This window comes from Paenarthrobacter sp. OM7, assembly GCF_029873575.1.
Classification (GTDB): Bacteria; Actinomycetota; Actinomycetes; order Actinomycetales; family Micrococcaceae; genus Arthrobacter.
Genome location: NZ_CP123579.1, coordinates 2,095,210 through 2,113,746, shown reverse-complemented (window position 1 = coordinate 2,113,746; position 18,537 = coordinate 2,095,210). Strand labels below are relative to the sequence as shown.

Here is an 18,537-nt window from a genome sequence, read left to right as displayed (position 1 = left end):
CTTGACTAAACCACCAGGATTTCGGGGCAGGCCTCTCCACCGAACTGGTCGCAGCCGGCTTCAATGGCCTTGACCATGCGCCGCGCGCCGGACCCCTGCGATGGTTCCATCTGTCCATTGGGCGTCGCGAAGACGTTCTTTGGCCGCCTCCTGAACATCATCCCGCTGCTCAAGAGATACCTTCCGGTCCTCACCCATATACGTGCCCACGTGTCTCCCCACGGGGCTAAGGGCGAAGATAAAGAGGCCGTCCGCCCACTTTTGACCGTCTGAGGCAGTCAGCGCGCCGATGGGGCTTCCCGCGGCAGCCTCTACCCGCTGAACGGCATTCTCTTCGCTGACGTCCCCCGCAACAGCAAGTTGGTTTGCTCCTGCATCCGGACCGCCCACTTACTCCCAGCGCGGCGCTGCTCGCCGACAAACTTCCGGAAGTCGGCGGCGAGATGGAACGAAAACCTTGCCTCTGGTGTCGGTGGTATGCCCTAGTGGCAGGGTCCCAAGGGCACATCAACAGATATCGCCTTGCGCTCGATGGGTGCGCGGTGCCGATGCTGTACGGGCCGGTCAGGCTGTACGTACTGTGGAAGCTTCCGGAACTGTCCGACGGATAGTATTGCCAGACCTTCCGTTCAGATGTCTCCGTGTTTCGAACCAGCGTTGACCGGTGGGGTGTACAGCTGCCTCGCGAGTGTGATCATGGCTTCGACGCTCTGAGACTGTTTTATGGCAGCTGGCCAGATGAGGGAAACGGGAACGCTGCGCACCGCGGGGTTTATAGGTCGAACTGCGAGTGGTCGCCCTTCGTAGGATTGGTTGGAGGCTGGTTGCTGCACGAGGATGGCGTAACCCATTCCGCGTCCTACCAGCGATCTGGTCACTTCGTAATCCAAGGTCCTGAACCGGATGTTTGGGTCCAGACCCGCGCTGGAGAACATCATCATCGTGTTTTCGCGGCTGGGGTAGACGTCCAAGAGGATCATCGGCTCGTCAGCGACATCCTCCAAGCGCAGCGTCGGGTAAATGGCGAGTGGATGGTCAGCGGCCAAGACGATGGCCGGCGAAGTGTCGAAGAGTCGTTGGCCCCGCAGCCCATTGGGCAGTGACAGGTCGTAGGCGATGGCCAAGTCCAACGTTCCGGACTTGAGCCCTTCCTGCACGTCTGATTGCGGGCCGACGAAAAAGTCGAGGTCGACGTAGGGGTGCCGCCTACTGTAGTTGTCGATGAGCGCTGCCAGTACGGTAGGCGCCAGTGTCCCGTAGCAGCCCAACGTCAGGGACCCGCGTAACTCAGCTCCGGCGTCGGCGGCGTGAAGCTCCAAATCGGTGGCCGCATGGAGCAGCCCTTTGGCGCGGTCCAGGACGTAACGTCCGGCCGCGGTCAGTGCCACGCCGTGAGCCTTGCGCCTTATGGTCAGCTGCGCTCCGAAGGCGTGCTCAAGTGCGTTGATTGCTCCTGCGACTGCCGATTGCGAAATGAGCAGGGTGTCCGCAGCTGCGGTCATGGTGCCGTGTTCCGCCACGCTGACAAATATTTCGAGCTGCCGAAGTGTGTATCGAGCCACCTTTTTCCTCCTCGCTAAAACCGTGGATATATCGCAGATACTTGTACTTTACCGGGGATGTGTTCTGTTCCACACTGAGTTCAGGCAAAGTTGCCCACGAATCCAGGAGACCAATGATGATCACCCAAGGAACCCCAAAAGCCCCAGGCTGCCCGTTCACTGGGGCGCTCCCCGAAGATACAGCGGAGCGGAATGCCCTGCTTGCCTCAGTTCCAGCAGACCACGTTGGCGCCTCAGATTCCCCAACTGCCGAGGCACTCATTGAGGCCCCTCTAGCAGACTGGGTATCCATTCCCGATCTGTACAGCAACCCGTTCCCTATTTACCGGCGCATGCGTGAAGAGGCACCAGTGCACTGGGTGCCGGCAGTGAACCGCTACATGGTCACAAGCTACGCTGCCTGCCACACCATAGAACAGGACGCGGACACTTACTCCGCCAACGAATCCGGTTCACTCATGAAGCGGGCCATGGGCCACTCAATGCTGCGCAAAGACGACCCGGAGCACAAAGTGGACCGGGACTCATACGGCAGCACGCTGCGCCCCGGATCGATCAAGAATCATTGGGCGTCGATCTTCGAAAAGAACAACACCAAGTACCTGGACGAGCTCGCCGCCAAGGGTCCGGGCGCTGATTTCGTCTGGGACTACGCCGCTCCCTACGCGGCAGAAAACCTCAGGCTGATCTGTGGCTTCCACAACTCCACCCAGGAGGACTTCCAGCGCTGGAGCCAGACGATGATCGATGGCACCGGCAACTATGCCGACGACGCCTCCGTCTGGACCAAGAGCGAAGCATCGTCCAAAGAGGTAGACGCGGCCATTGATGACATGATCCCGTACCTGCGCAAGAACCCCGATCCATCGCTGCTCTCGGGGCTGGCGTCCATGCCTATTCCGCTGGAGTCGATCCGGGCCAACCTCAAGATGACCATCGGCGGGGGCCTCAACGAGCCCCGCGACGTGCTGGCCACAACGGTCTGGGCCCTGCTGACCAACCCGGACCAACTGGCCGACGTCCTGGCTAACCCAAAATTGTTTTCGGTCGCTTTCGAAGAGTCTGTCCGCTGGGTCGCGCCCATCGGGATGTACCCGCGGCAGACGACCCGCGAGATAGTCCTCGAAGGTGTGCGCCTCCCCACCGGCGCACGGCTGGGCGTCGTGCTCGGCGCCGCAAACCGCGATCCTGCCGTGTTCACCGACCCGGACACGTTCAACATCCACCGGCCAAAGAAGCCGCACCTTGGCTTCGGTGGAGGCGCACACTTCTGCGCCGGGACGTGGGTCGCCCGTGCCCAAGTGGCTCAAGTGGCGATGCCCGCGCTCTTCGACAAGCTGCCTAGTCTGCGGCTGGACCCTGATAACCCCTCTATCGACGCCGGCTGGGTATTCCGGGGACTGACCAAAATGCCAGTCCTGTGGAACTGAAACCCACCCCTATCCAGCACTCCAAGGAAGAATCATGCCAACCATCACTTTCGTACAGCCCACCGGAAAATCCGACATCGTCTCCGTGGAGGAAGAGACGTCTCTCATGCGAGCTGCGGTCACCAATGGCGTTGAAGGCATCGTCGGCGAATGCGGCGGTCAAGCCATGTGCGCAACCTGCCACGTGTATGTTCGCCCCGAATTCGAGGACGCCCTGCCCGGTCTCAGCGACGACGAAGACGAAATGCTCGACTGCACCACGGCAGAACGGACAAGCCAGTCCCGCCTCGGATGCCAGGTGAGTGTCGGCGCACACCTTGACGCAATCATCGTCGACATTCCCACGGACCAGGTCTAAACCATGGGAGTAATCATCATCGGAGGCGGCCAAGCCGGCATCCAAACGGCCGACTCTCTCCGTTCCGGCGGATATACCGACAGCATTACCATCCTCGCCGAGGAAGGGTGCCTGCCTTATCAGCGCCCGCCACTGTCCAAGGACTACCTGGCTCCGGGCGGGAGCCCCGTGCCCCTGCCACTGCGGCCGGCCTCCTTCTACACCGACAACGACATCGACCTGCGCAGCGGTGTCTCCGCAACGGACATCGACCGGGACAACAAGACCGTCACCATCTCGGACGGGACTGCGCTTCCCTACGACCACCTTGTGCTGGCCACTGGTTCCCGCAACCGTCAACTGACCTGTCCCGGAGCGGAGGCGACAGGCATTCACAGCCTGAAGACTCTGCGGGACGCAGAAGAACTGCACGCCGCTCTCACTCAAGCGCGGGACATCGTCGTCATTGGAGCAGGATTTATTGGCCTGGAATTCGCCGCAGCCGCAAGAGCCCACGGATGCTCCGTGACTGTGTTGGAATTTGCCTCCCGCCCCATGGCCCGGGCCCTGACCCCTGCTATGAGCGAGTGGTTTACCGACGCGCACCAACGAAACGGTATCGAGCTTCGCCTGGGTGAAGGCATCAGTCGTTTCGAGGCTGGCCCTGATGGCGGAGTCTGTGCCGCCCACTCCACCACAAATCGGCGTTACCCGGCTGACCTCGTTGTTGTCGGTGTGGGCATCATCCCCAACGACGAGATTGCCGCCAGGGCCGGACTGGAAACAAACAACGGCATCGTGGTGGACCAGTACCTGAGAACTTCAGACCCTTGGATATTGGCCATCGGCGACTGCGCCAACTACCCGAACCCCCATACCCGGACCAGAACCCGGCTCGAGTCGGTCCAGAACGCAGCGGCGCACGGGCGTCACGCAGCACAGGTCGTCCTTGGCGCATCGGACCACTACGAAGAAACACCTTGGTTCTGGTCAACACAGGGCACACTGCGGCTGCAAATGGCCGGAATGTCCAGCGCCGATGACACAACCACACTCATCGGCGACCCCGCTACAGCCAAATTTTCGGTCCTCTGCCACCGGGACGGCCAACTCGTAGCAGTCGAATCCGTGAATGCCGCAGCAGATCACATGGCTGCCCGGAAACTTCTATCAGCAGGCCTGGGACCATCACCCGAAGAAGCCCAGGTTCCAGGTTTCAGCCTGAAAGCACATACAAAGCAGGCTCTGCTAAACCCCGCATAGCATTCCCCCTCAACACCACCCTCACCCAACGCAGGAGAAACCATGCCCAGTGCATCAACCGACGCCGCGGCGAAAAAGACGCAACGACGCGTCGCCTTCGCCACCATCGTCGGAACCACCATCGAGTGGTACGACTTCTTCATCTATGCCACAGCCGCCGGTCTCGTCTTTGCCCAGGTGTTCTTCGCCCCTGCGGGGGAATCGATCGGGCTTTTGCTGGCATTCGCATCCGTGGGGATAAGTTTCCTCTTCCGCCCGCTCGGAGCCTTCCTAGCCGGGCACTTTGGCGACCGCATCGGCCGTCGACCCATGCTGGTCCTCACACTCATCTTGATGGGAGCCGCCACCACACTCATCGGTATCCTCCCGACCTACGAAACTGCAGGAATCCTGGCCCCCGTCATGTTGCTGCTCCTCAGAATTCTCCAAGGCATCTCGGCAGGCGGCGAATGGGGAGGCGCTGTTCTCATGGCCGTCGAGCACGCCCCACGCAATGGCCGTGGCCGCGCCGGAGCTTTCCCCCAACTAGGCGTACCGCTGGGCATGCTACTGGCCTCCGGAGTCACCGCCGTCATGACCGGATGGGTCTCCCCGGGAACAGCCTTCATCGAATGGGGCTGGCGCGTGCCATTCCTGCTCAGTATCGTTCTGATCGCCGTCGGATACATGGTCCGGCGCGCCGTCGACGAATCCCCCGTATTCCAGGAGATCGCCACCAAAAAACAGCAGACCAAAGTCCCGGCCGCCGAACTGTTCCGCAAACACTGGTTACTGGTCCTGCTCGCCGCACTTGTCTTCGCAGGAAACAACGCAGCAGGCTACATGGCTACAGGAGGATTCATACCCAGCTACGCCACCAGTCAAGTAGGCCTGGACCGCACCGACGTACTCCTTGCGATCACCTTCGCCGCTGCCATGTGGTTCCTCTTCACGCTTCTCTCGGGCTACCTCGCCGACAAGATCGGTCGCAAACGCACCTACTTGATCGGCTTCGGATCCCAGGCACTCATGGTCTTCCCGCTGTTCTGGCTCATCGACACCGGTTCGCTGCCCATGCTCTACCTCGCGCTAGGCCTGTTCACCATCGGTCTGGGACTCAGCTACGGGCCACAGGCAGCCTGGTACAGCGAAATATTCCCGGCCTCAGTGCGCTTCTCCGGAGTATCCATCTCCTACGCGATCGGGGCCATCCTCGGAGGGGCATTCGCACCAACCATTGCCCAAGCGCTCATACAATCCACCGGAAGCAGCGCGGCGGTTTCGCTGTATCTGCTCGGCATGACCATACTGTCTGTCATTGCGGTACTGATCCTACGGGACAGGCCAGGCATAGACCTCTCGATCAACAACCAAGCCGAGCAAGAAGTCGGAGCCACCATCTTCGACCAGCGCCGGGAACGGGCCTACGACAAAGCGACCATCTAGCGACATAGAGCACACCAAACCCTGCGGGCTCTCCACACTATGCCGGGAGCCCGCAGGGCTTTGTAAGGTTGCAGTACCTGGACCCGATTCGCGGGGTTTGCCATGATGCAACTCGTGAGCTCGTTCTCCCGACCGTGTTTGACGACCTCTGCAGGGAGGCCGAGGAATTTGATGGCCCCGCGCTGACACGTAAGCGGACCAGGAGTCGTTGCCCGAGGGCCAGGGGCGAGAGCTGGCCCGGCAGGAGTTGGGCCTGAACCGCCGCTTGGACCTGAAGCGTCGCGTCCACGAGCCTTGGGTCGCGGACTCCACGTCCCTGACAGCCCTCGAATAGCCGGAGCAAGTACGGCCCGGTGATGAGCTGCGAATGTTCAAGGGTCTTCGGGTCTGCGCCGTGGGAACCGTACTCTGGGTCGAGCAGGCGACCTTGCCGATGCCTGGCGATGAACAGGAACAGCTGCTGGGCTGGCTCGCCGACCCGCTGGACGAAAGACCATGAAGGTCAAATACAGTCCGGTCCTCACCCACGACGAACGGACAACACTGGAGCCAATTTCATGGTTGACGATCGACGCTGAGTACCACGTCGTCTCACAGCTCGCTCATGCAGGCCGCCGTGTTGACCTGCAGCGTCTCACCGACAACGGTCACAGTCTTGCCTGGTTCGACTCCACGGCGTTCATCACCGTGGATGGAAGCGTGCCTGAAAGTTGGGAGGCCCGCATCCATGAGGGCGTCATGCCGGTGTTCGCAACCGCCACCTGACAGGTGGTCGGGTTCTGGGAGGACTAATACGACGGCGACCCCGCCGCGCAGAGGCGGTCAGGCAGGAACTCAAGAAGATCATCGGTGGCACACCCTTTCCGGATGTGCGTGACCTGCATGGTCCCCTGACCTAACTGGAACTGTGCTCCGCTGCGGAGCTCATCTTGGGAAATTCCGGTGCAAAATTCGCCCGGGCCCTGCTGTGCGTGCTGGAACCGCTGGGTGACGAGGAATCCGGATCCAACACAGCCGACTGGTTCGCCGGAGTCGTTTGGGACATCTGGTGACATCGCTGATGGATAGGCCAGGCACTCATTCCGGCAGCTCGCCGGCGGCAATCCTCTCGGCGGTCAGAGTGTACGCCGCAATGATGTAGTCCTCGACATCCGCGGCAGCAATGCGCCAGATGTTTCTACCTCCAACCTGGATGCCGCGCAGATCCCCGGCTTTCGGCAGCGTCCTGATCTGGCTCACGGAGATATTGAGTTCCTGGGCGACCTGTTCAATAGTCAGGAACCGGCGCTTCTTCTTTTTGTCGGACACCCGTCCATCCTTAAAACCGTCCGGCTGCGTAGACCCTCAAGAGAAGCAATCAGCAGTTATGCTAGTCATTGGATTTATTGTTCTGGGTTGGGGGCGGGCATGGGAATTGCTTTTGATGACGGCGCGGCCGACGCGCTGATCCGTGCCGCGAACTCCGCCGACGAGGTTCTGCGTGCCGAGGGAGGCTTCCTGCACGGGGCCGTGGAGCGGGCAGTGCAGGACTTCAACGGCGGCTACGGGCGCTTGTTCAAGGACGTCTGCGGCATCAGGTCCGATGATCGCGGCAAGCTTGCAGGTGTCCTCGCGGCTCTGGCCGAGGACGTCGGCGAGGCCAAGCACAGGGCACAGCAAGAGAAAGCCCGGCAAAAGAACATGGATGCCTGGCAGCAACGCGACAATATCCGTAAACAGCACCTGCTCTCCGGGAACATCGCCGAAGCATCCGCGACAGTCGCCACCATGGTCCTGGACCCGATGCCCGAGAGCACGCCGGTCCCTGCACCGGCTGTTTCAGCTGTGTTTTCTCCGCGGGACCGGCCCCGGTTCGCCGGCGGGCCGGGAACCGGAATCACCTCGGCTGACCCGGGCAAGCTGCGCGGCTTCGCATCAGTATCCCGGACTGCCACGAACACCTTGAACTCACACTTTGTCGCAGTCCGGAATGCCTGGAGCGGTTTCACAGCATCGTGTTCCTGGGTGACCATCGAGACTGAATCGTTTGTTGCTGGTTTTGAGCAGCTCCTCGCCGCGAACGCAGCAGACGCCGATTGGATAGCAGGTCGCCACTGCATTCGAAACAGCCGGCAGCGGCGCTATAGCGGACAGCATGCTCAACGGACTCTTCATCCAGTACGCAGCACCAAACCAAGTGGGCCTGAACGACCTCGGAACCATGAGTGCCGCGCAACTGAAGGTTTGGCTGGGTAATGGTGGCACCGCCCGGCTGCGAGAACTCCTGACCCAACCACGACTGGACCCCGTAGCGACAGCCACGTGGTGGTCTGGTCTCGGCCACACCGTCGAGCCTGCCACTGGGAAAGTCACCGTCGGTGAAGAACAGCAGCTCCTGATCGATGAACTTCCGGACGTTTTAGGGAACCTGAACGGTGTCACCGCGACAGCCCGGAACCTTGCCAACCGCAAAAAGTTGCTGCAGATGCACGACCGCTGGAAAAAGTACCGCGAAGAGCGCGGCGGAAAAGTCGATGAAGGCTCCCAGGAAGACATGATCAACAAAGTCTGGGAATCGCTCTACGACAGCGAGGGCAGGCCGAAAACCAATCCTCAGGATCCATCCGACATCCGGCAACTAATCAGCTTCGCTCCCTTTGGTCTCGGGACAGGGTCGGAGACCGGGTTCGGTGCATCTATTTCCGTGGGAGACCTCGATGCCGCCAAGCACGTCACCTACCAGCTCCCCGGGCTGGACACCACCATCGGCAAAGACATGGCATCCAAGACCAAACAGGCCAAGGATCAAAGGCTTGATCAGCGTGCCCTCGCCTCACGTAATGGAATTGATCCTGATCGAATCGCTGTTGTTGCCTGGATTGGTGTTGAGCCGGCCCAGGGTCTGGGTGTGTTCAGCAATGACCAGGCAAAAGTCGTGGGTCCTGCTCTTCGCAACGACGTGACAGGGTTCAACGCCGTTCATCAGAACCTCGAGAACACTGCCAGGACAACCGCCGTCGGGCACTCCATGGGTTCCCTCGGCGCCATGGAAGCAGCCAAAACCGAGCTGCCGGTCGATAACCTCGTTCTCGTCGGTGACGTTGGAGCCCCTGACAACGTGACCTCCGTGAACGATCTCCACCTGAACCCCGGCGGCACCGTATACCGGGGAACCTACGACTGGGACCACATAGCCGAGGTCGGGCATGGGCTCGGCTGGCAGCGTAGAAGTACCGAAGACCCCGGATTCGGTGCCGTCACCTTCGGCACGAACGGCACCACCGCGCCCGATGGCACCGTTGAGAACCCCACCAAAACCCACGACGGACAGACCGGCGGCAAGGACGGCGTCTATGGATATTTTGATCGCGGCACAGAGTCAAGCAGCAATCAAGCCAAGATCGCCTTGGGCTTGAGTGACCAACTTACGAATGTGAAACGATGATCACCATGTCTTCGCGAAGATTTCTCATCCAAGGCCTTGTCGTTGCCATCCTCGCTGCCCTCACTGGGTGTGGAACTACGCCGAGCACCAACCCACCTACCAGTACCGCGGAGCAGACTATGGGACCAGAACAAGCCCGCACGGAATACCTCGACATCTTCACACAAATTCAAGCTCTCGCCCCTGGCGACTGGACGAAAGTTGCACCAGAGGCACCGGGGGATGTCTGCGATCTGCCCCAGGGCATTGAAGGGACTCAATTCAGCTTTGACAGTACACGCAGCGTGATCTCAGAAGATCAGGCTGAAGCCATACATAAGACGGTAACGGAAGTCTTTGAGAGCAAAGGGCTAAGAGTTGTACAAACCCAGCCCTCGGGAGCAAACCGAGACCAGACGTCCACAGGCTTTGGCGATGGCAAGTTCTCCATGCAGCTTGGAACGAGCAGCTTCGGCACCACGCTCGGCGGCAACACCCGATGCGCGCCGGATCCCGAGGGCAAATTCCGGTAGCAAGCAGTGACCAACAAGGTCCACCGGTACTGGCGCGTCCTTTCCACCAGTGCCGTCCTGCTGCTGCTCGTGTCCGGATGCGCCCCCGCGTCTCCGGGCAAAGGCACTGATACTGCCCCATCACCCTCTCAAACCACCGCAACGAACACACTTCCCGATGACGGGAAAGGGGCAACCATGACACCGGGAGAGGCCAAAACGGAGTTCTTCGGACTCCTCGACGAGATCCAAGCGATGGCACCGGGCGATTGGACCAATAAGGATGTTCCGGCAGGTGGCTACTGCAGCTTCCAGGGAACCGGAAACGGCAAGTCGTTCGCTGGTGCGCGGACCATGGGACCCCTCAGCGCCACCGAGCGGGAGACACTTCGGCAGAAAGTCGAACATTTCTATGAGTCCCGCGGGTACAGCGTAAAGGTCTTTGATCAATCTACGACCACAAACAAGCTCATCATGACTAATGGTTTTGGACCAGATGGCTTAGTTATCCAGCTCTACACGGGCGACCTTGGCACAGTAGTCGATGGCAATAGCCGCTGCGTTCCTGATCCGCAGAGCCAGGGATAGCCGAGCTGACCATGACGTGCCGGGCCACAGTGAGCTCTGGTCGCAGATGACAGCAGAGCCACAAGCTAAGCCACGATGACTTACAGTGATCACGTGCCAGATCTTGAACTCCTCGGCTTCCATGAGAACGCTGCAACTCCTGCCGGAGTCACCCCCCCGCGCAGCTCTGACCCTTGGTCATGTTCTCGTTGGCATGGGCGCGGACCACGATCCAGTTGTGCAGCTGGAAGACATCCTGGTCATCCGGCACACCTTCAGCCCTAGCGATCCCCAGGCTTTGCGAGGCCCCGAGGACCTGACGCCCGAACGCGTTCTTACCTACACCCGGGAGCAGAGTGTCTTGCCGCGCAGTTTCCCTGCCGTCCCACCGCGATACTGGATCATCCTTGCCGCCGACGGCCAAAAACGATCGCGACTGTGGGGTGCCTTCGAGAACCACGGCGAAATCATCGCTGAACGTACTACGTCTGAGCGGTATTTTGATCTGCGACCCTCCGACTTTCTCGCGCCGTTGAACGACCGGCTCGTCATCGAATGGGACAATCCCCCGCAGCTGGCACCGATGGGCCAGCGCAAACACCGCTGGCCCATCCCCCTCTCTCCAGGCACGAGCCCAGGCCGGCTGGAATCGACGCATGATCTCGATGTCATGTTTCGCTCGTTCCCCCTACCCATGAAGAGGTGTAGGACAACCACGACCTACGGGACGACCCGAGAAAGGAGACGTACAACCCCCATACACTGCCAGCGGAGGGCCACCCAGCCACGGCTCTGAACCCGCTCTCCACAACTGAACAGGCCAACCGGCGGCCAGGCACATGCCGGCACCACATCGGAGGCTCCTGTCAACAATTGTCAACACGTTAAAGCAAAAACCCCCTCCGACGAGGGGGTATGCCGTGCCCGAGGTGGGACTCGAACGGGATTCCAAGGCCTTGGGAACACTGGGAAGTGGCGGAAACATGCGGAATCCGGGCCAATCCGGTGGGTGTACGGGCCAGTCCGGGGTGGATAGTGTGAACATTGTCCACACTTCTTTTATGACCTTTGCTGGTACGCCAACACACCCTCGGACCACCCGGGTCAGGTATGCCGTCCCTTGTCCCTGCTGGATCTGTTCCGCGTAGTTTAAGTAATAGCCTCCGGCCACGAGTGTGGGCCAAATAGATTAGCGAAGCCGCGCGGCCAGCGCTTGTGCCACTGTCGCAGTAAGGGCGCTGGAACAGCCACAGCTCCTGTGCCGCCAGCATCAGGAAAAGGGCAATGATCTACTCGGGCCCAGCACTACGTCCTCCCGTGTCTCTGTGGGATCTTCAGGCCGCTCACGGTGTAAACGGAATCTCACCGTAGCTGTTCATAGCTCACCGACGAAACCACTGGGCGTTTATAACCTCTCCTTCACCCCGTCTGCCATCTCCCGAATGGCGGATTCCAGTCGCACGTCTCCAGCGTACGCCGCCTGTCGAAGCGCATGGGAGAGATCCTCCGCGGCCTGTTCGCGCCTGTTGAGGGCGTCGTAGGTTTTCCCGCGGTGATAGAGAGCTGAAGCGCGCCCCAAGTGCCACTCCATCTCCTCGGCTACAGCCAATGCTTCCCCTGCTACTTCAAGGCACTCCTCATATCGCTGCAGACTGTGCAACGAGCCGCACAACAACTGCAGGGTGTAGAACTCGATGAAGTCTGCAACGTTGGGTGGCATTTGGCTACTCCTGGTCAATGCGAGAAGCCCTGTAGCCACATCAACTGCAGTGTCCAGTTGCCCCCACAACTGATGGATGCTGCCCTTGAGCATCAAAGCGGGTGCTTGGCCCTCAATCTCCCCGACAGCCTCAAAGAGGGAGATCGCCCGATCTGCGCTGGTCATTGCTTCGGGAATCCTTTCGAGGCCCCTCTGGCTCAAGGCAATGTACAGGTAAGCCCAGCCCTGATACGCGGGGTCATCTGCCTCTGTAGCGGCGTCCAGGGCGAGGTGCGCCGTTTCCAATGCACGCTGGTGGTCCTTCCGCTCATTGTTGAAAGCAAAAGATAAGTATCCGAGATGAGCTGAAAGGCGTGCTTTGTCACCCAGCGCAGCCGCGGATGACACGGAATCCGTGAACAGCCGATGCCACTGGCCCCATGATTCCCAAATCCCGGCGAACCAGTGCAAGGATTCAGCGACTTTTACAACCTTTTCGTGTTCCCCCATCGAAACGGCATCGTGATAGGCCCCGAACCAATCTGAAGTTTCCGATTGGAGCCACTGCCTGGCTTTAGCTGAACTGGCGAATGCAGTGCCAGGTGTGCTGCAGATGATGCCGGCCACGGGGTGGGGTTCAAACCAATTTCCTGCACTCACCGTGCTCGACAACAGCCACGACCGAAGATGAGCGCGCAGGGCCGCAGTCTCCTGGGTGCTCGCCTCTGCCCGGAGCCGACCCGCTGCGTAGAGCCTCAACAAATCGTGGAGACGGTACCGATTGCCTGTTAGCGCTTGCACCAGCCCCAAATCAACCAATTCATCCAGACCTTCCTCCACATCCACCGCACCATAGCTGCCGGCGCCCATCGCCGCTCCGGCCAGGGGAGCGCTGAAAGATGTGCCTTTGAGGAGGGAGAGATTCCGGAAAAGTCGCTGGTGTTCGCCCGTGAGGTGGGCGTAGGACAAACTGAACGCCGCCTCGACTGCCAGATCGCCCGCCACCAACGCGCGCAGGCGGCGTTCCTCGGAAGTGAGGCGATCAACAAAGTCCCTCACGGTCCAGGACGGCTGGCTGGCCAGGCGGTTGCCTGCTATTCGCAACGCCAACGGGATGTGATCGCACAAAGTGGCCAACTCCCGTAAAGACTCGTTGCCTTGGTCAAGGGCGAGCATTTCCGCAAGGAATGCTTCGCCGTCGGACGGTGGGAGGGGCCCGAGAGGAAACCTTCGCACTCCTTCCAGTCCGGCAAGGCTTCGGCGCGACGTCACCACCACAGCCCCTTTGTGTCCCGTTGTGAGGACCGGACGAACTTGGGCTTCGCTGGCGGCGTTATCCAGCAACACCGCTGCTGGAGAGTTCCGTGAAACTTCGCGCCAGAGCGACGCCGCGGCGTCGAGAGCCTTTGGTATGAGCCTGCCTGGCGGCAGGGCTTGCTTGAGCAGAGCCTGGAGAACTTGCAGGGGTGTCAGCGGGATGGCGTCGAGTCCGTTCAGGTCCACAAAGAAAGCAACTGACGGGTTCGACGCCCGGCGATGCAGTGCCTCCACAGCCAGTGCCGTCTTGCCCATGCCGGGGGCACCATGCACTACGGCCACCGGGGCGACGGTCCGCCCCGTGGCGGTTCGGGCATCAAGAAACGCCAGTAGCTGCGCTATTTCGGAGGTTCGCCCAGTGAAGTCGGGGAGTCGACGCGGCTCGAGCGAGGCGGATCTACCGCCGGAACCCGTGGTCACCTTTCCGAGACGGGCGGCGCGCAGAAATTCATCACGTTCGGACTCGGTGAGGTTCAACGCAGCGACAAGGGCTAGGAGGGTTCGGCGTTGAGGGGCCGTGCTTACACTGCGCTCGATGTCGCTGATGGTTCGGTCACTGACGCCCGAAATTTCAGCGAGGTGCTCGAGCGAAAATACCGCCCGTTCACGGTACTCGCGGAGCAGCACTGCCAAAGGCCGAGCCGTTGTTACCACTGCTGAACAGACAGACGCACTGCCACCCCTTCGGAACGATCTCCGCCAGCGAAAAATGCCAGTGCCGGCAAGAGTGCGCCCGCATGACATACATCCACGTGGCCACAACTACATAAGGTTAGCTGCGGGCGACTAAATTCCCGTTCTGCGTGCTTTCTTCGTGGTGCCCACCACCACAATGCTGTGGACTGGCAGAGGGCTCATGACGAGTACCCGCCAGCCCAAACAGAAGGAGACCCCGTGTCCAAAACCCCCACTATTGTTCTGGTGCATGGCGCATTCGCTGACGCCGCCAGCTGGGCGCCCGTAGCCCGCGCACTGCTCGATGAGGGATACGACGTTGCCGTTCCGCCAGTCTTCAACCGCAGCCTGACAGGAGACTCCGCCTATATCAGGTCCTTCGTGGAACAGATTGAAGGGCCCGTGCTGCTTGCCGGCCACTCCTATGGCGGCGCAGTCATCACCGTTGCAGGCGTGGCTGAGAACGTAGTGGGTCTGGTTTACGTCTCCGGCTACGCCTTGGAAGAAGGCGAAAGCCTGGGTGCCCTGCAGGGTGGCTTCCCCGATTCGGATCTTTCAGCCAACCTCGTGTACTCGCCGTACCCGGTGGAGGGCTCGGACCCCGGAACCGATGTGTCAGTCCAGCCGGAAGCGTTCCCGGACATTTTCGCCGCAGGGGTCCCCAAGGAAATCAGTCGCGTTCTCGCCGTATCCCAGCGACCTCTCTCGGCAATCGCCTTTGGCGAGGCGGCACCGGTCGCTGCATGGAAAACCAAGCCTGCCTGGGGCATCGTCTCAAGCGCGGACCACACCATCAACCCGGAGGTGGAGCGTTTCGGCTACCAGCGCGCCAATGTCCGCAAGGTCCTGGAACTCGACGCGCCGCACCTGGTCATGATGACGCACCCGCACGAGGTTGCGACGTTCATCATTGAAGCCATCGACGAACTGGCCTAGTCCGTATCAGAACCCAGAGAAAGACAATCAAATGAGCGGGAACCCGCACAACATCTCCCTTGAACCGCAGGCCCAGGAATTCGTGGATGCCACCAGCACCCCGCCGTTCCTGTACCAGCTCACACCGGAAGAAGGCCGTAAAGCCGTAGACGGTGTCCAGGATGCCGGCATCTGGAAACCCGAGATCGATGAGGAATGGGTCACCGTGTCCGGCGGACCGACGGGTTCTGTCAGCACCCGGATCGTTAGGCCGAAGGGCAGCACTCGAGCACTTCCGGTCATCCTGTACACGCACGGTGCAGGATGGGTCTTCGGGAACGCGCATACGCACGACCGCCTGGTCCGCGACCTCGCAGTCGGAGCCGACGCCGCCGTGGTGTTCCCGGAGTACGACCGATCTCCTGACGTCAAATACCCGGTTGCCAACGAGCAAAGTTATGCAGTGGCCCAGTGGGTGGCCGCTCACGGAGCCGAAAAAGGGCTGGACGGATCCAAGATGGCGGTCGCAGGTGACTCCGTTGGTGGCAACATGGCCATCGCGCTGACTCTTATGGCCAAAGAGCGCGGTGACGTGACCTTCCTTCAGCAGGTGCTGTTCTACCCGGTGACTGACGCAAACTTTGATACAGCGTCCTACGACCAGTTTGCCGAGGGCTACTTCCTTTCGCGTGAGGGCATGAAATGGTTCTGGGACCAGTACACCACCAGTGAGGCCGAGCGAGCGGAGATCACGGTTTCCCCCCTTCGCGCAAGTTGTGAACAACTCACCGGGCTTCCACCCGCCTTGGTCATCACCGCGGGTGCAGACGTGTTGCGTGATGAAGGGGAAGCTTTCGCTGCCAAGTTGCGGGACGCTTCAGTCCCAGTGACACAGGTCCGCTATGGCGGGATCATCCACGACTTCGTCATGGTCAATTCGATGCACGACACACATGCGGCTGTGGCGGCTGTGGGGCAGGCTATAAACGTTCTAAAAACCGCGCTGCACAACTGATTTAGGCCCTGCACGGCTGATCTACCGGGGCGCCGAGGGCTGGCTTGGCAAGGCTGACCAGCCAGCCCACCGGCGGTTGCAGGATGTGCAGTCGGTTCCTGCGGTTCTGTCCAGTGAAAACTCCCTGTGCTCTCCCTTTGCCGGATAAATTGGTCGGCTGGCGACCGGTGAGTCCTGCCATGGCATCCCTGACCGTTTCGGGGATCTCCCGGACGCCTTGCACAGAGACCTCAAGATCGGGCAGTTCCAGGACTTGAAGGTCCATCCGACCATCCGTGGCATTCCTTATTTTTACCGTAAGCCTCACGCCCGCCCCTTTCCATGTCCGTTTTCAGGGCACCCACCACCTGCCAAGGGATGGCGCATTTCTTCCCTTAGTATCAAGCCCATGTTCCGGTTACGTTTCCTGTGCTTGTTGGTGGGCGGGGACCCCGGCTACCAGGATTCGGGCCAGGTCGTGCAGCTTCTGGTTCCGGTCGTTGGAAGCTTTGCGGAGGATATCGAACGCTTCCTGGGGTGTGCACCGGTTTTGGGAGATGATCACCCCGCATGCGGTATCGATAACTGACCTGTTGGTCATGGCAGCGTCAAGGTCAGCCGCGTTCTCGTTCAAGACGGTGATGCGGACCGCCAGCCGGAGCGCCTTGCCGGCAACTCCCGCGAAGGTCAACGCACTCGCGACGGCCCGTGATGAGAAAGAGCCCGGGATTGGCGCGAAGAAGTTCAGAACGGCGGAGGCACCCTGTTCCAGTTCCATCGGGACGCCCAGAGTGCTGCGCATACCGGCCGCGCTTAAGGCTTGGCAGTACTCGCTCCACTGCGGTGATGACAGGGAGTCTTCAAGAAGGACCGGGCGATCGCGAGTCAGCGCCTCCACACAGGGCCCCTCCCCCAGGGTTTGCTCGATCCTGTCCAGGACCATCGCTTTGTCGCTGCTCCCGCCGATTGTTGAGATTCGTTTGCGCCGCTCCAGCGTCACTGCGCACTCGATACGGGTTTCGGTAACCCGCGACATCACCGAAGCTCCTAAGACCGCGAGCCCATCGAGGAACACTTTGATGTCTTCTGCAGCAACAAGCAGATCAGCCAATTGCTCAGCATCGGCGGACCAATCCTCCACAACACCAGAATCCAACCTGAACACCGCCGTTCACAACAGATACACATTCGAAGGACAGTTCCTGCCGATGTTCAGGACCTCCTGACGGGTGCCAGGAACAGCGGCCGGCAGCAACAGCTGGGAAAAACTCTGCGAGTAATTTAGCAAGGAATTCCATAAGCCCTAAGAAGGCCCTCCGAGGCCCTCCCGCCGGTCGCCTTCCGAGGTGAGGATTACCCGTCGGGCGTTACTGGGGGGGTTCTCGGCACGGAGCCGCTGTTCCAGCTTGGCTTCGGCGGCCTCCCGTCGCTTCCCTACAATGAGCATTTGCTGGGTAGCGGGGTTATGCAAAGGAAGCCTCTGCACATCCTGTGAAACCGCGGCGGGGCGCTCCCCGGCATGGGCTGCCGTGACGATTGCTTGACCGTGCCTCCATGATCCCACCGCCCATCGGCCCAAGACATGGGTGCCGATGCTCAGTCAGCAGTCCTTGTGACCAGCTGCGGCACGGTAGCTGGTGTGGCCTGCCCACTGCTAGACCGACCACCCAGTACGCCTACGCTTCCGCCAGACGCTTCAAGCATGGCCGCTTCACCTCACAGACAGAGCAATGAACACCTCAAGATTCCATCAAGAATCAACGCCGACCCGGCTGCCTCCAAGCAGATGCCGGTCCTTCCGGGTCAGAGGGGCGGCCGGGCCTCCCACTTCCTTGGGACTGGAACGCTGCAGCCCAAACTTCCCCAGTCCCGAAGGCGGAACCAGACGCTTTGCGTGATGGGATGAAGAACATGGCAACCATTGAAACCGGCACCACAGAACAGTTCGAGGAGCTTGTAGGACTTGACCAGATCGCGCAAAAGGACACCCGCAGGCGGCAGGAACTCTGGAAATGGCTTGAGTCCGGTTCGGTCAGAGTGGCCGCCGAGGATGGCTCCCCAGTAGGCTACACGGCGATGGAGCCCTCATTCTTCGGCAATGACTTCCTAGTACTCATCCTGGTCGGCGAGCAACACAGGAAGGCCGGCATCGGTCACTTGCTGATGAGTGACATCGAGGCCGCGGAGCGGGAAACAAAGCTCTTCACTTCGACCAATCTGTCGAACCAGCCCATGCAGCGCCTACTAGCAAGCCGCGGATGGGTCTCCTCTGGAATCGTCTTCGGACTGGACGAAGGCGACCCCGAGCTGTTCTACCAGTTCCGACAGGCAAACCTCAGGCAGAGTTGAGCTAAAACGCGTCTTCAATCAGGGGTGGGCTGCCACCTCACCCGCAGCGTCCCACACCCCTGGTATGGCACGCAAGGGTTGGGATGCTC

General features: G+C 60.6%; 21 protein-coding genes. 14 read left to right on the top strand and 7 right to left on the bottom strand.

All coding sequences use genetic code 11. The annotated features are described in order from the left end of the window. Positions 1 to 60 precede the first annotated feature (60 nt). A complete protein-coding gene (locus tag QEH68_RS09745; RefSeq protein ID WP_280627996.1) occupies positions 61 to 222 on the bottom strand; it encodes a DUF5129 domain-containing protein in 162 nt (53 codons plus the stop codon). A 407-nt stretch (positions 223 to 629) separates the two neighbouring features. Then, positions 630 to 1,562: a LysR substrate-binding domain-containing protein gene (locus QEH68_RS09740; RefSeq protein WP_280627809.1), complete on the bottom strand. Its 933-nt coding sequence runs from the start codon at positions 1,560 to 1,562 to the stop codon at positions 630 to 632. A gap of 113 nt (positions 1,563 to 1,675) precedes the next feature. On the opposite strand from QEH68_RS09740, the gene QEH68_RS09735 reads away from it, so the two are divergent. The 7 genes from QEH68_RS09735 to QEH68_RS09705 all read left to right on the top strand — a co-directional run bounded on the left by QEH68_RS09735 (position 1,676) and on the right by QEH68_RS09705 (position 7,069). Then, complete coding sequence (locus QEH68_RS09735) at positions 1,676 to 2,992, top strand: cytochrome P450 (RefSeq protein ID WP_280627808.1); 1,317 nt, start codon at positions 1,676 to 1,678, stop codon at positions 2,990 to 2,992. A gap of 34 nt (positions 2,993 to 3,026) precedes the next feature. Continuing rightward, positions 3,027 to 3,350, top strand: coding sequence for a 2Fe-2S iron-sulfur cluster-binding protein (locus tag QEH68_RS09730; protein ID WP_280627807.1), 324 nt, complete (start codon positions 3,027 to 3,029; stop codon positions 3,348 to 3,350). 3 nt (positions 3,351 to 3,353) lie between these two features. Next, positions 3,354 to 4,592, top strand: coding sequence for an FAD-dependent oxidoreductase (locus QEH68_RS09725; RefSeq protein ID WP_280627806.1), 1,239 nt, complete (start codon positions 3,354 to 3,356; stop codon positions 4,590 to 4,592). A gap of 42 nt (positions 4,593 to 4,634) precedes the next feature. After that, the gene (locus QEH68_RS09720) at positions 4,635 to 6,017 is read left to right on the top strand and encodes an MFS transporter (protein ID WP_280627805.1); all 1,383 of its coding nucleotides are present in this window, start codon (positions 4,635 to 4,637) and stop codon (positions 6,015 to 6,017) included. Positions 6,018 to 6,225: 208 nt separating this feature from the next. Then, positions 6,226 to 6,351, top strand: coding sequence for a hypothetical protein (locus QEH68_RS09715; protein WP_280627804.1), 126 nt, complete (start codon positions 6,226 to 6,228; stop codon positions 6,349 to 6,351). Between the two features lie 161 nt (positions 6,352 to 6,512). Next, positions 6,513 to 6,782: a hypothetical protein gene (locus QEH68_RS09710; protein WP_280627803.1), complete on the top strand. Its 270-nt coding sequence runs from the start codon at positions 6,513 to 6,515 to the stop codon at positions 6,780 to 6,782. A 164-nt stretch (positions 6,783 to 6,946) separates the two neighbouring features. Beyond that, positions 6,947 to 7,069: a hypothetical protein gene (locus tag QEH68_RS09705; RefSeq protein WP_280627802.1), complete on the top strand. Its 123-nt coding sequence runs from the start codon at positions 6,947 to 6,949 to the stop codon at positions 7,067 to 7,069. Between the two features lie 25 nt (positions 7,070 to 7,094). Here QEH68_RS09705 and QEH68_RS09700 read toward each other — a convergent pair whose 3' ends face one another. Beyond that, a complete protein-coding gene (locus QEH68_RS09700; RefSeq protein ID WP_280627801.1) occupies positions 7,095 to 7,325 on the bottom strand; it encodes a helix-turn-helix domain-containing protein in 231 nt (76 codons plus the stop codon). A gap of 99 nt (positions 7,326 to 7,424) precedes the next feature. Here QEH68_RS09700 and QEH68_RS09695 point away from each other — a divergent pair, with 99 nt between their 5' ends. The 4 genes from QEH68_RS09695 to QEH68_RS09680 all read left to right on the top strand — a co-directional run bounded on the left by QEH68_RS09695 (position 7,425) and on the right by QEH68_RS09680 (position 10,520). Next, positions 7,425 to 8,252 carry a hypothetical protein gene (locus QEH68_RS09695; RefSeq protein ID WP_280627800.1) on the top strand — a complete coding sequence of 276 codons (828 nt, stop codon included), beginning with the start codon at positions 7,425 to 7,427 and terminating at the stop codon, positions 8,250 to 8,252. Next, complete coding sequence (locus tag QEH68_RS09690; protein ID WP_280627799.1) at positions 8,152 to 9,441, top strand: alpha/beta hydrolase; 1,290 nt, start codon at positions 8,152 to 8,154, stop codon at positions 9,439 to 9,441. The genes QEH68_RS09695 and QEH68_RS09690 overlap by 101 nt, the downstream gene beginning before the upstream one ends. 119 nt (positions 9,442 to 9,560) lie before the next feature. After that, positions 9,561 to 9,953 (top strand): hypothetical protein, encoded by a 393-nt coding sequence (locus QEH68_RS09685; RefSeq protein ID WP_280627798.1) that lies wholly within the window; start codon positions 9,561 to 9,563, stop codon positions 9,951 to 9,953. A gap of 177 nt (positions 9,954 to 10,130) precedes the next feature. Then, entirely contained in the window at positions 10,131 to 10,520 is a 390-nt protein-coding gene (locus QEH68_RS09680) for a hypothetical protein (protein ID WP_280627797.1), read from the top strand. A 148-nt stretch (positions 10,521 to 10,668) separates the two neighbouring features. Here QEH68_RS09680 and QEH68_RS09675 read toward each other — a convergent pair whose 3' ends face one another. Next, complete coding sequence (locus QEH68_RS09675; protein ID WP_280627796.1) at positions 10,669 to 10,959, bottom strand: hypothetical protein; 291 nt, start codon at positions 10,957 to 10,959, stop codon at positions 10,669 to 10,671. A gap of 945 nt (positions 10,960 to 11,904) precedes the next feature. Further along, on the bottom strand, positions 11,905 to 14,142 hold the full coding sequence (locus QEH68_RS09670) for a tetratricopeptide repeat protein (RefSeq protein ID WP_280627995.1): 2,238 nt from the start codon (positions 14,140 to 14,142) through the stop codon (positions 11,905 to 11,907). A 267-nt stretch (positions 14,143 to 14,409) separates the two neighbouring features. Here QEH68_RS09670 and QEH68_RS09665 point away from each other — a divergent pair, with 267 nt between their 5' ends. Together QEH68_RS09665 and QEH68_RS09660 are read left to right on the top strand one after the other, a co-directional pair. Beyond that, a complete protein-coding gene (locus QEH68_RS09665; RefSeq protein WP_280627795.1) occupies positions 14,410 to 15,126 on the top strand; it encodes an alpha/beta hydrolase in 717 nt (238 codons plus the stop codon). A gap of 31 nt (positions 15,127 to 15,157) precedes the next feature. Continuing rightward, positions 15,158 to 16,120, top strand: a complete 963-nt coding sequence (locus QEH68_RS09660; RefSeq protein ID WP_280627794.1) for an alpha/beta hydrolase — start codon at positions 15,158 to 15,160, stop codon at positions 16,118 to 16,120. Between the two features lies 1 nt (position 16,121). Here QEH68_RS09660 and QEH68_RS09655 read toward each other — a convergent pair whose 3' ends face one another. Continuing rightward, positions 16,122 to 16,385, bottom strand: coding sequence for a hypothetical protein (locus tag QEH68_RS09655; protein ID WP_280627793.1), 264 nt, complete (start codon positions 16,383 to 16,385; stop codon positions 16,122 to 16,124). Between the two features lie 132 nt (positions 16,386 to 16,517). Then, positions 16,518 to 17,240 (bottom strand): GAF and ANTAR domain-containing protein, encoded by a 723-nt coding sequence (locus QEH68_RS09650; protein WP_280627792.1) that lies wholly within the window; start codon positions 17,238 to 17,240, stop codon positions 16,518 to 16,520. Positions 17,241 to 18,010: 770 nt separating this feature from the next. Between QEH68_RS09650 and QEH68_RS09645 the strand changes: the two genes are divergently transcribed. Next, positions 18,011 to 18,448 (top strand): GNAT family N-acetyltransferase, encoded by a 438-nt coding sequence (locus tag QEH68_RS09645; protein ID WP_280627791.1) that lies wholly within the window; start codon positions 18,011 to 18,013, stop codon positions 18,446 to 18,448. Positions 18,449 to 18,537: the final 89 nt, after the last annotated feature.

What these genes read in the sequence shown, in the direction of transcription:
- QEH68_RS09645 (WP_280627791.1), top strand. Translation starts at nt 18,011, where the DNA reads ATGGCAACCATTGAAACCGGCACCACAGAACAGTTCGAGGAGCTTGTA.
- QEH68_RS09695 (WP_280627800.1), top strand. Translation starts at nt 7,425, where the DNA reads ATGGGAATTGCTTTTGATGACGGCGCGGCCGACGCGCTGATCCGTGCC.
- QEH68_RS09690 (WP_280627799.1), top strand. Translation starts at nt 8,152, where the DNA reads ATGCTCAACGGACTCTTCATCCAGTACGCAGCACCAAACCAAGTGGGC.
- QEH68_RS09730 (WP_280627807.1), top strand. Translation starts at nt 3,027, where the DNA reads ATGCCAACCATCACTTTCGTACAGCCCACCGGAAAATCCGACATCGTC.
- QEH68_RS09680 (WP_280627797.1), top strand. Translation starts at nt 10,131, where the DNA reads ATGACACCGGGAGAGGCCAAAACGGAGTTCTTCGGACTCCTCGACGAG.
- QEH68_RS09685 (WP_280627798.1), top strand. Translation starts at nt 9,561, where the DNA reads ATGGGACCAGAACAAGCCCGCACGGAATACCTCGACATCTTCACACAA.
- QEH68_RS09720 (WP_280627805.1), top strand. Translation starts at nt 4,635, where the DNA reads ATGCCCAGTGCATCAACCGACGCCGCGGCGAAAAAGACGCAACGACGC.
- QEH68_RS09710 (WP_280627803.1), top strand. Translation starts at nt 6,513, where the DNA reads ATGAAGGTCAAATACAGTCCGGTCCTCACCCACGACGAACGGACAACA.
- QEH68_RS09655 (WP_280627793.1), bottom strand. Translation starts at nt 16,385, where the DNA reads ATGGACCTTCAAGTCCTGGAACTGCCCGATCTTGAGGTCTCTGTGCAA.
- QEH68_RS09660 (WP_280627794.1), top strand. Translation starts at nt 15,158, where the DNA reads ATGAGCGGGAACCCGCACAACATCTCCCTTGAACCGCAGGCCCAGGAA.
- QEH68_RS09735 (WP_280627808.1), top strand. Translation starts at nt 1,676, where the DNA reads ATGATGATCACCCAAGGAACCCCAAAAGCCCCAGGCTGCCCGTTCACT.
- QEH68_RS09725 (WP_280627806.1), top strand. Translation starts at nt 3,354, where the DNA reads ATGGGAGTAATCATCATCGGAGGCGGCCAAGCCGGCATCCAAACGGCC.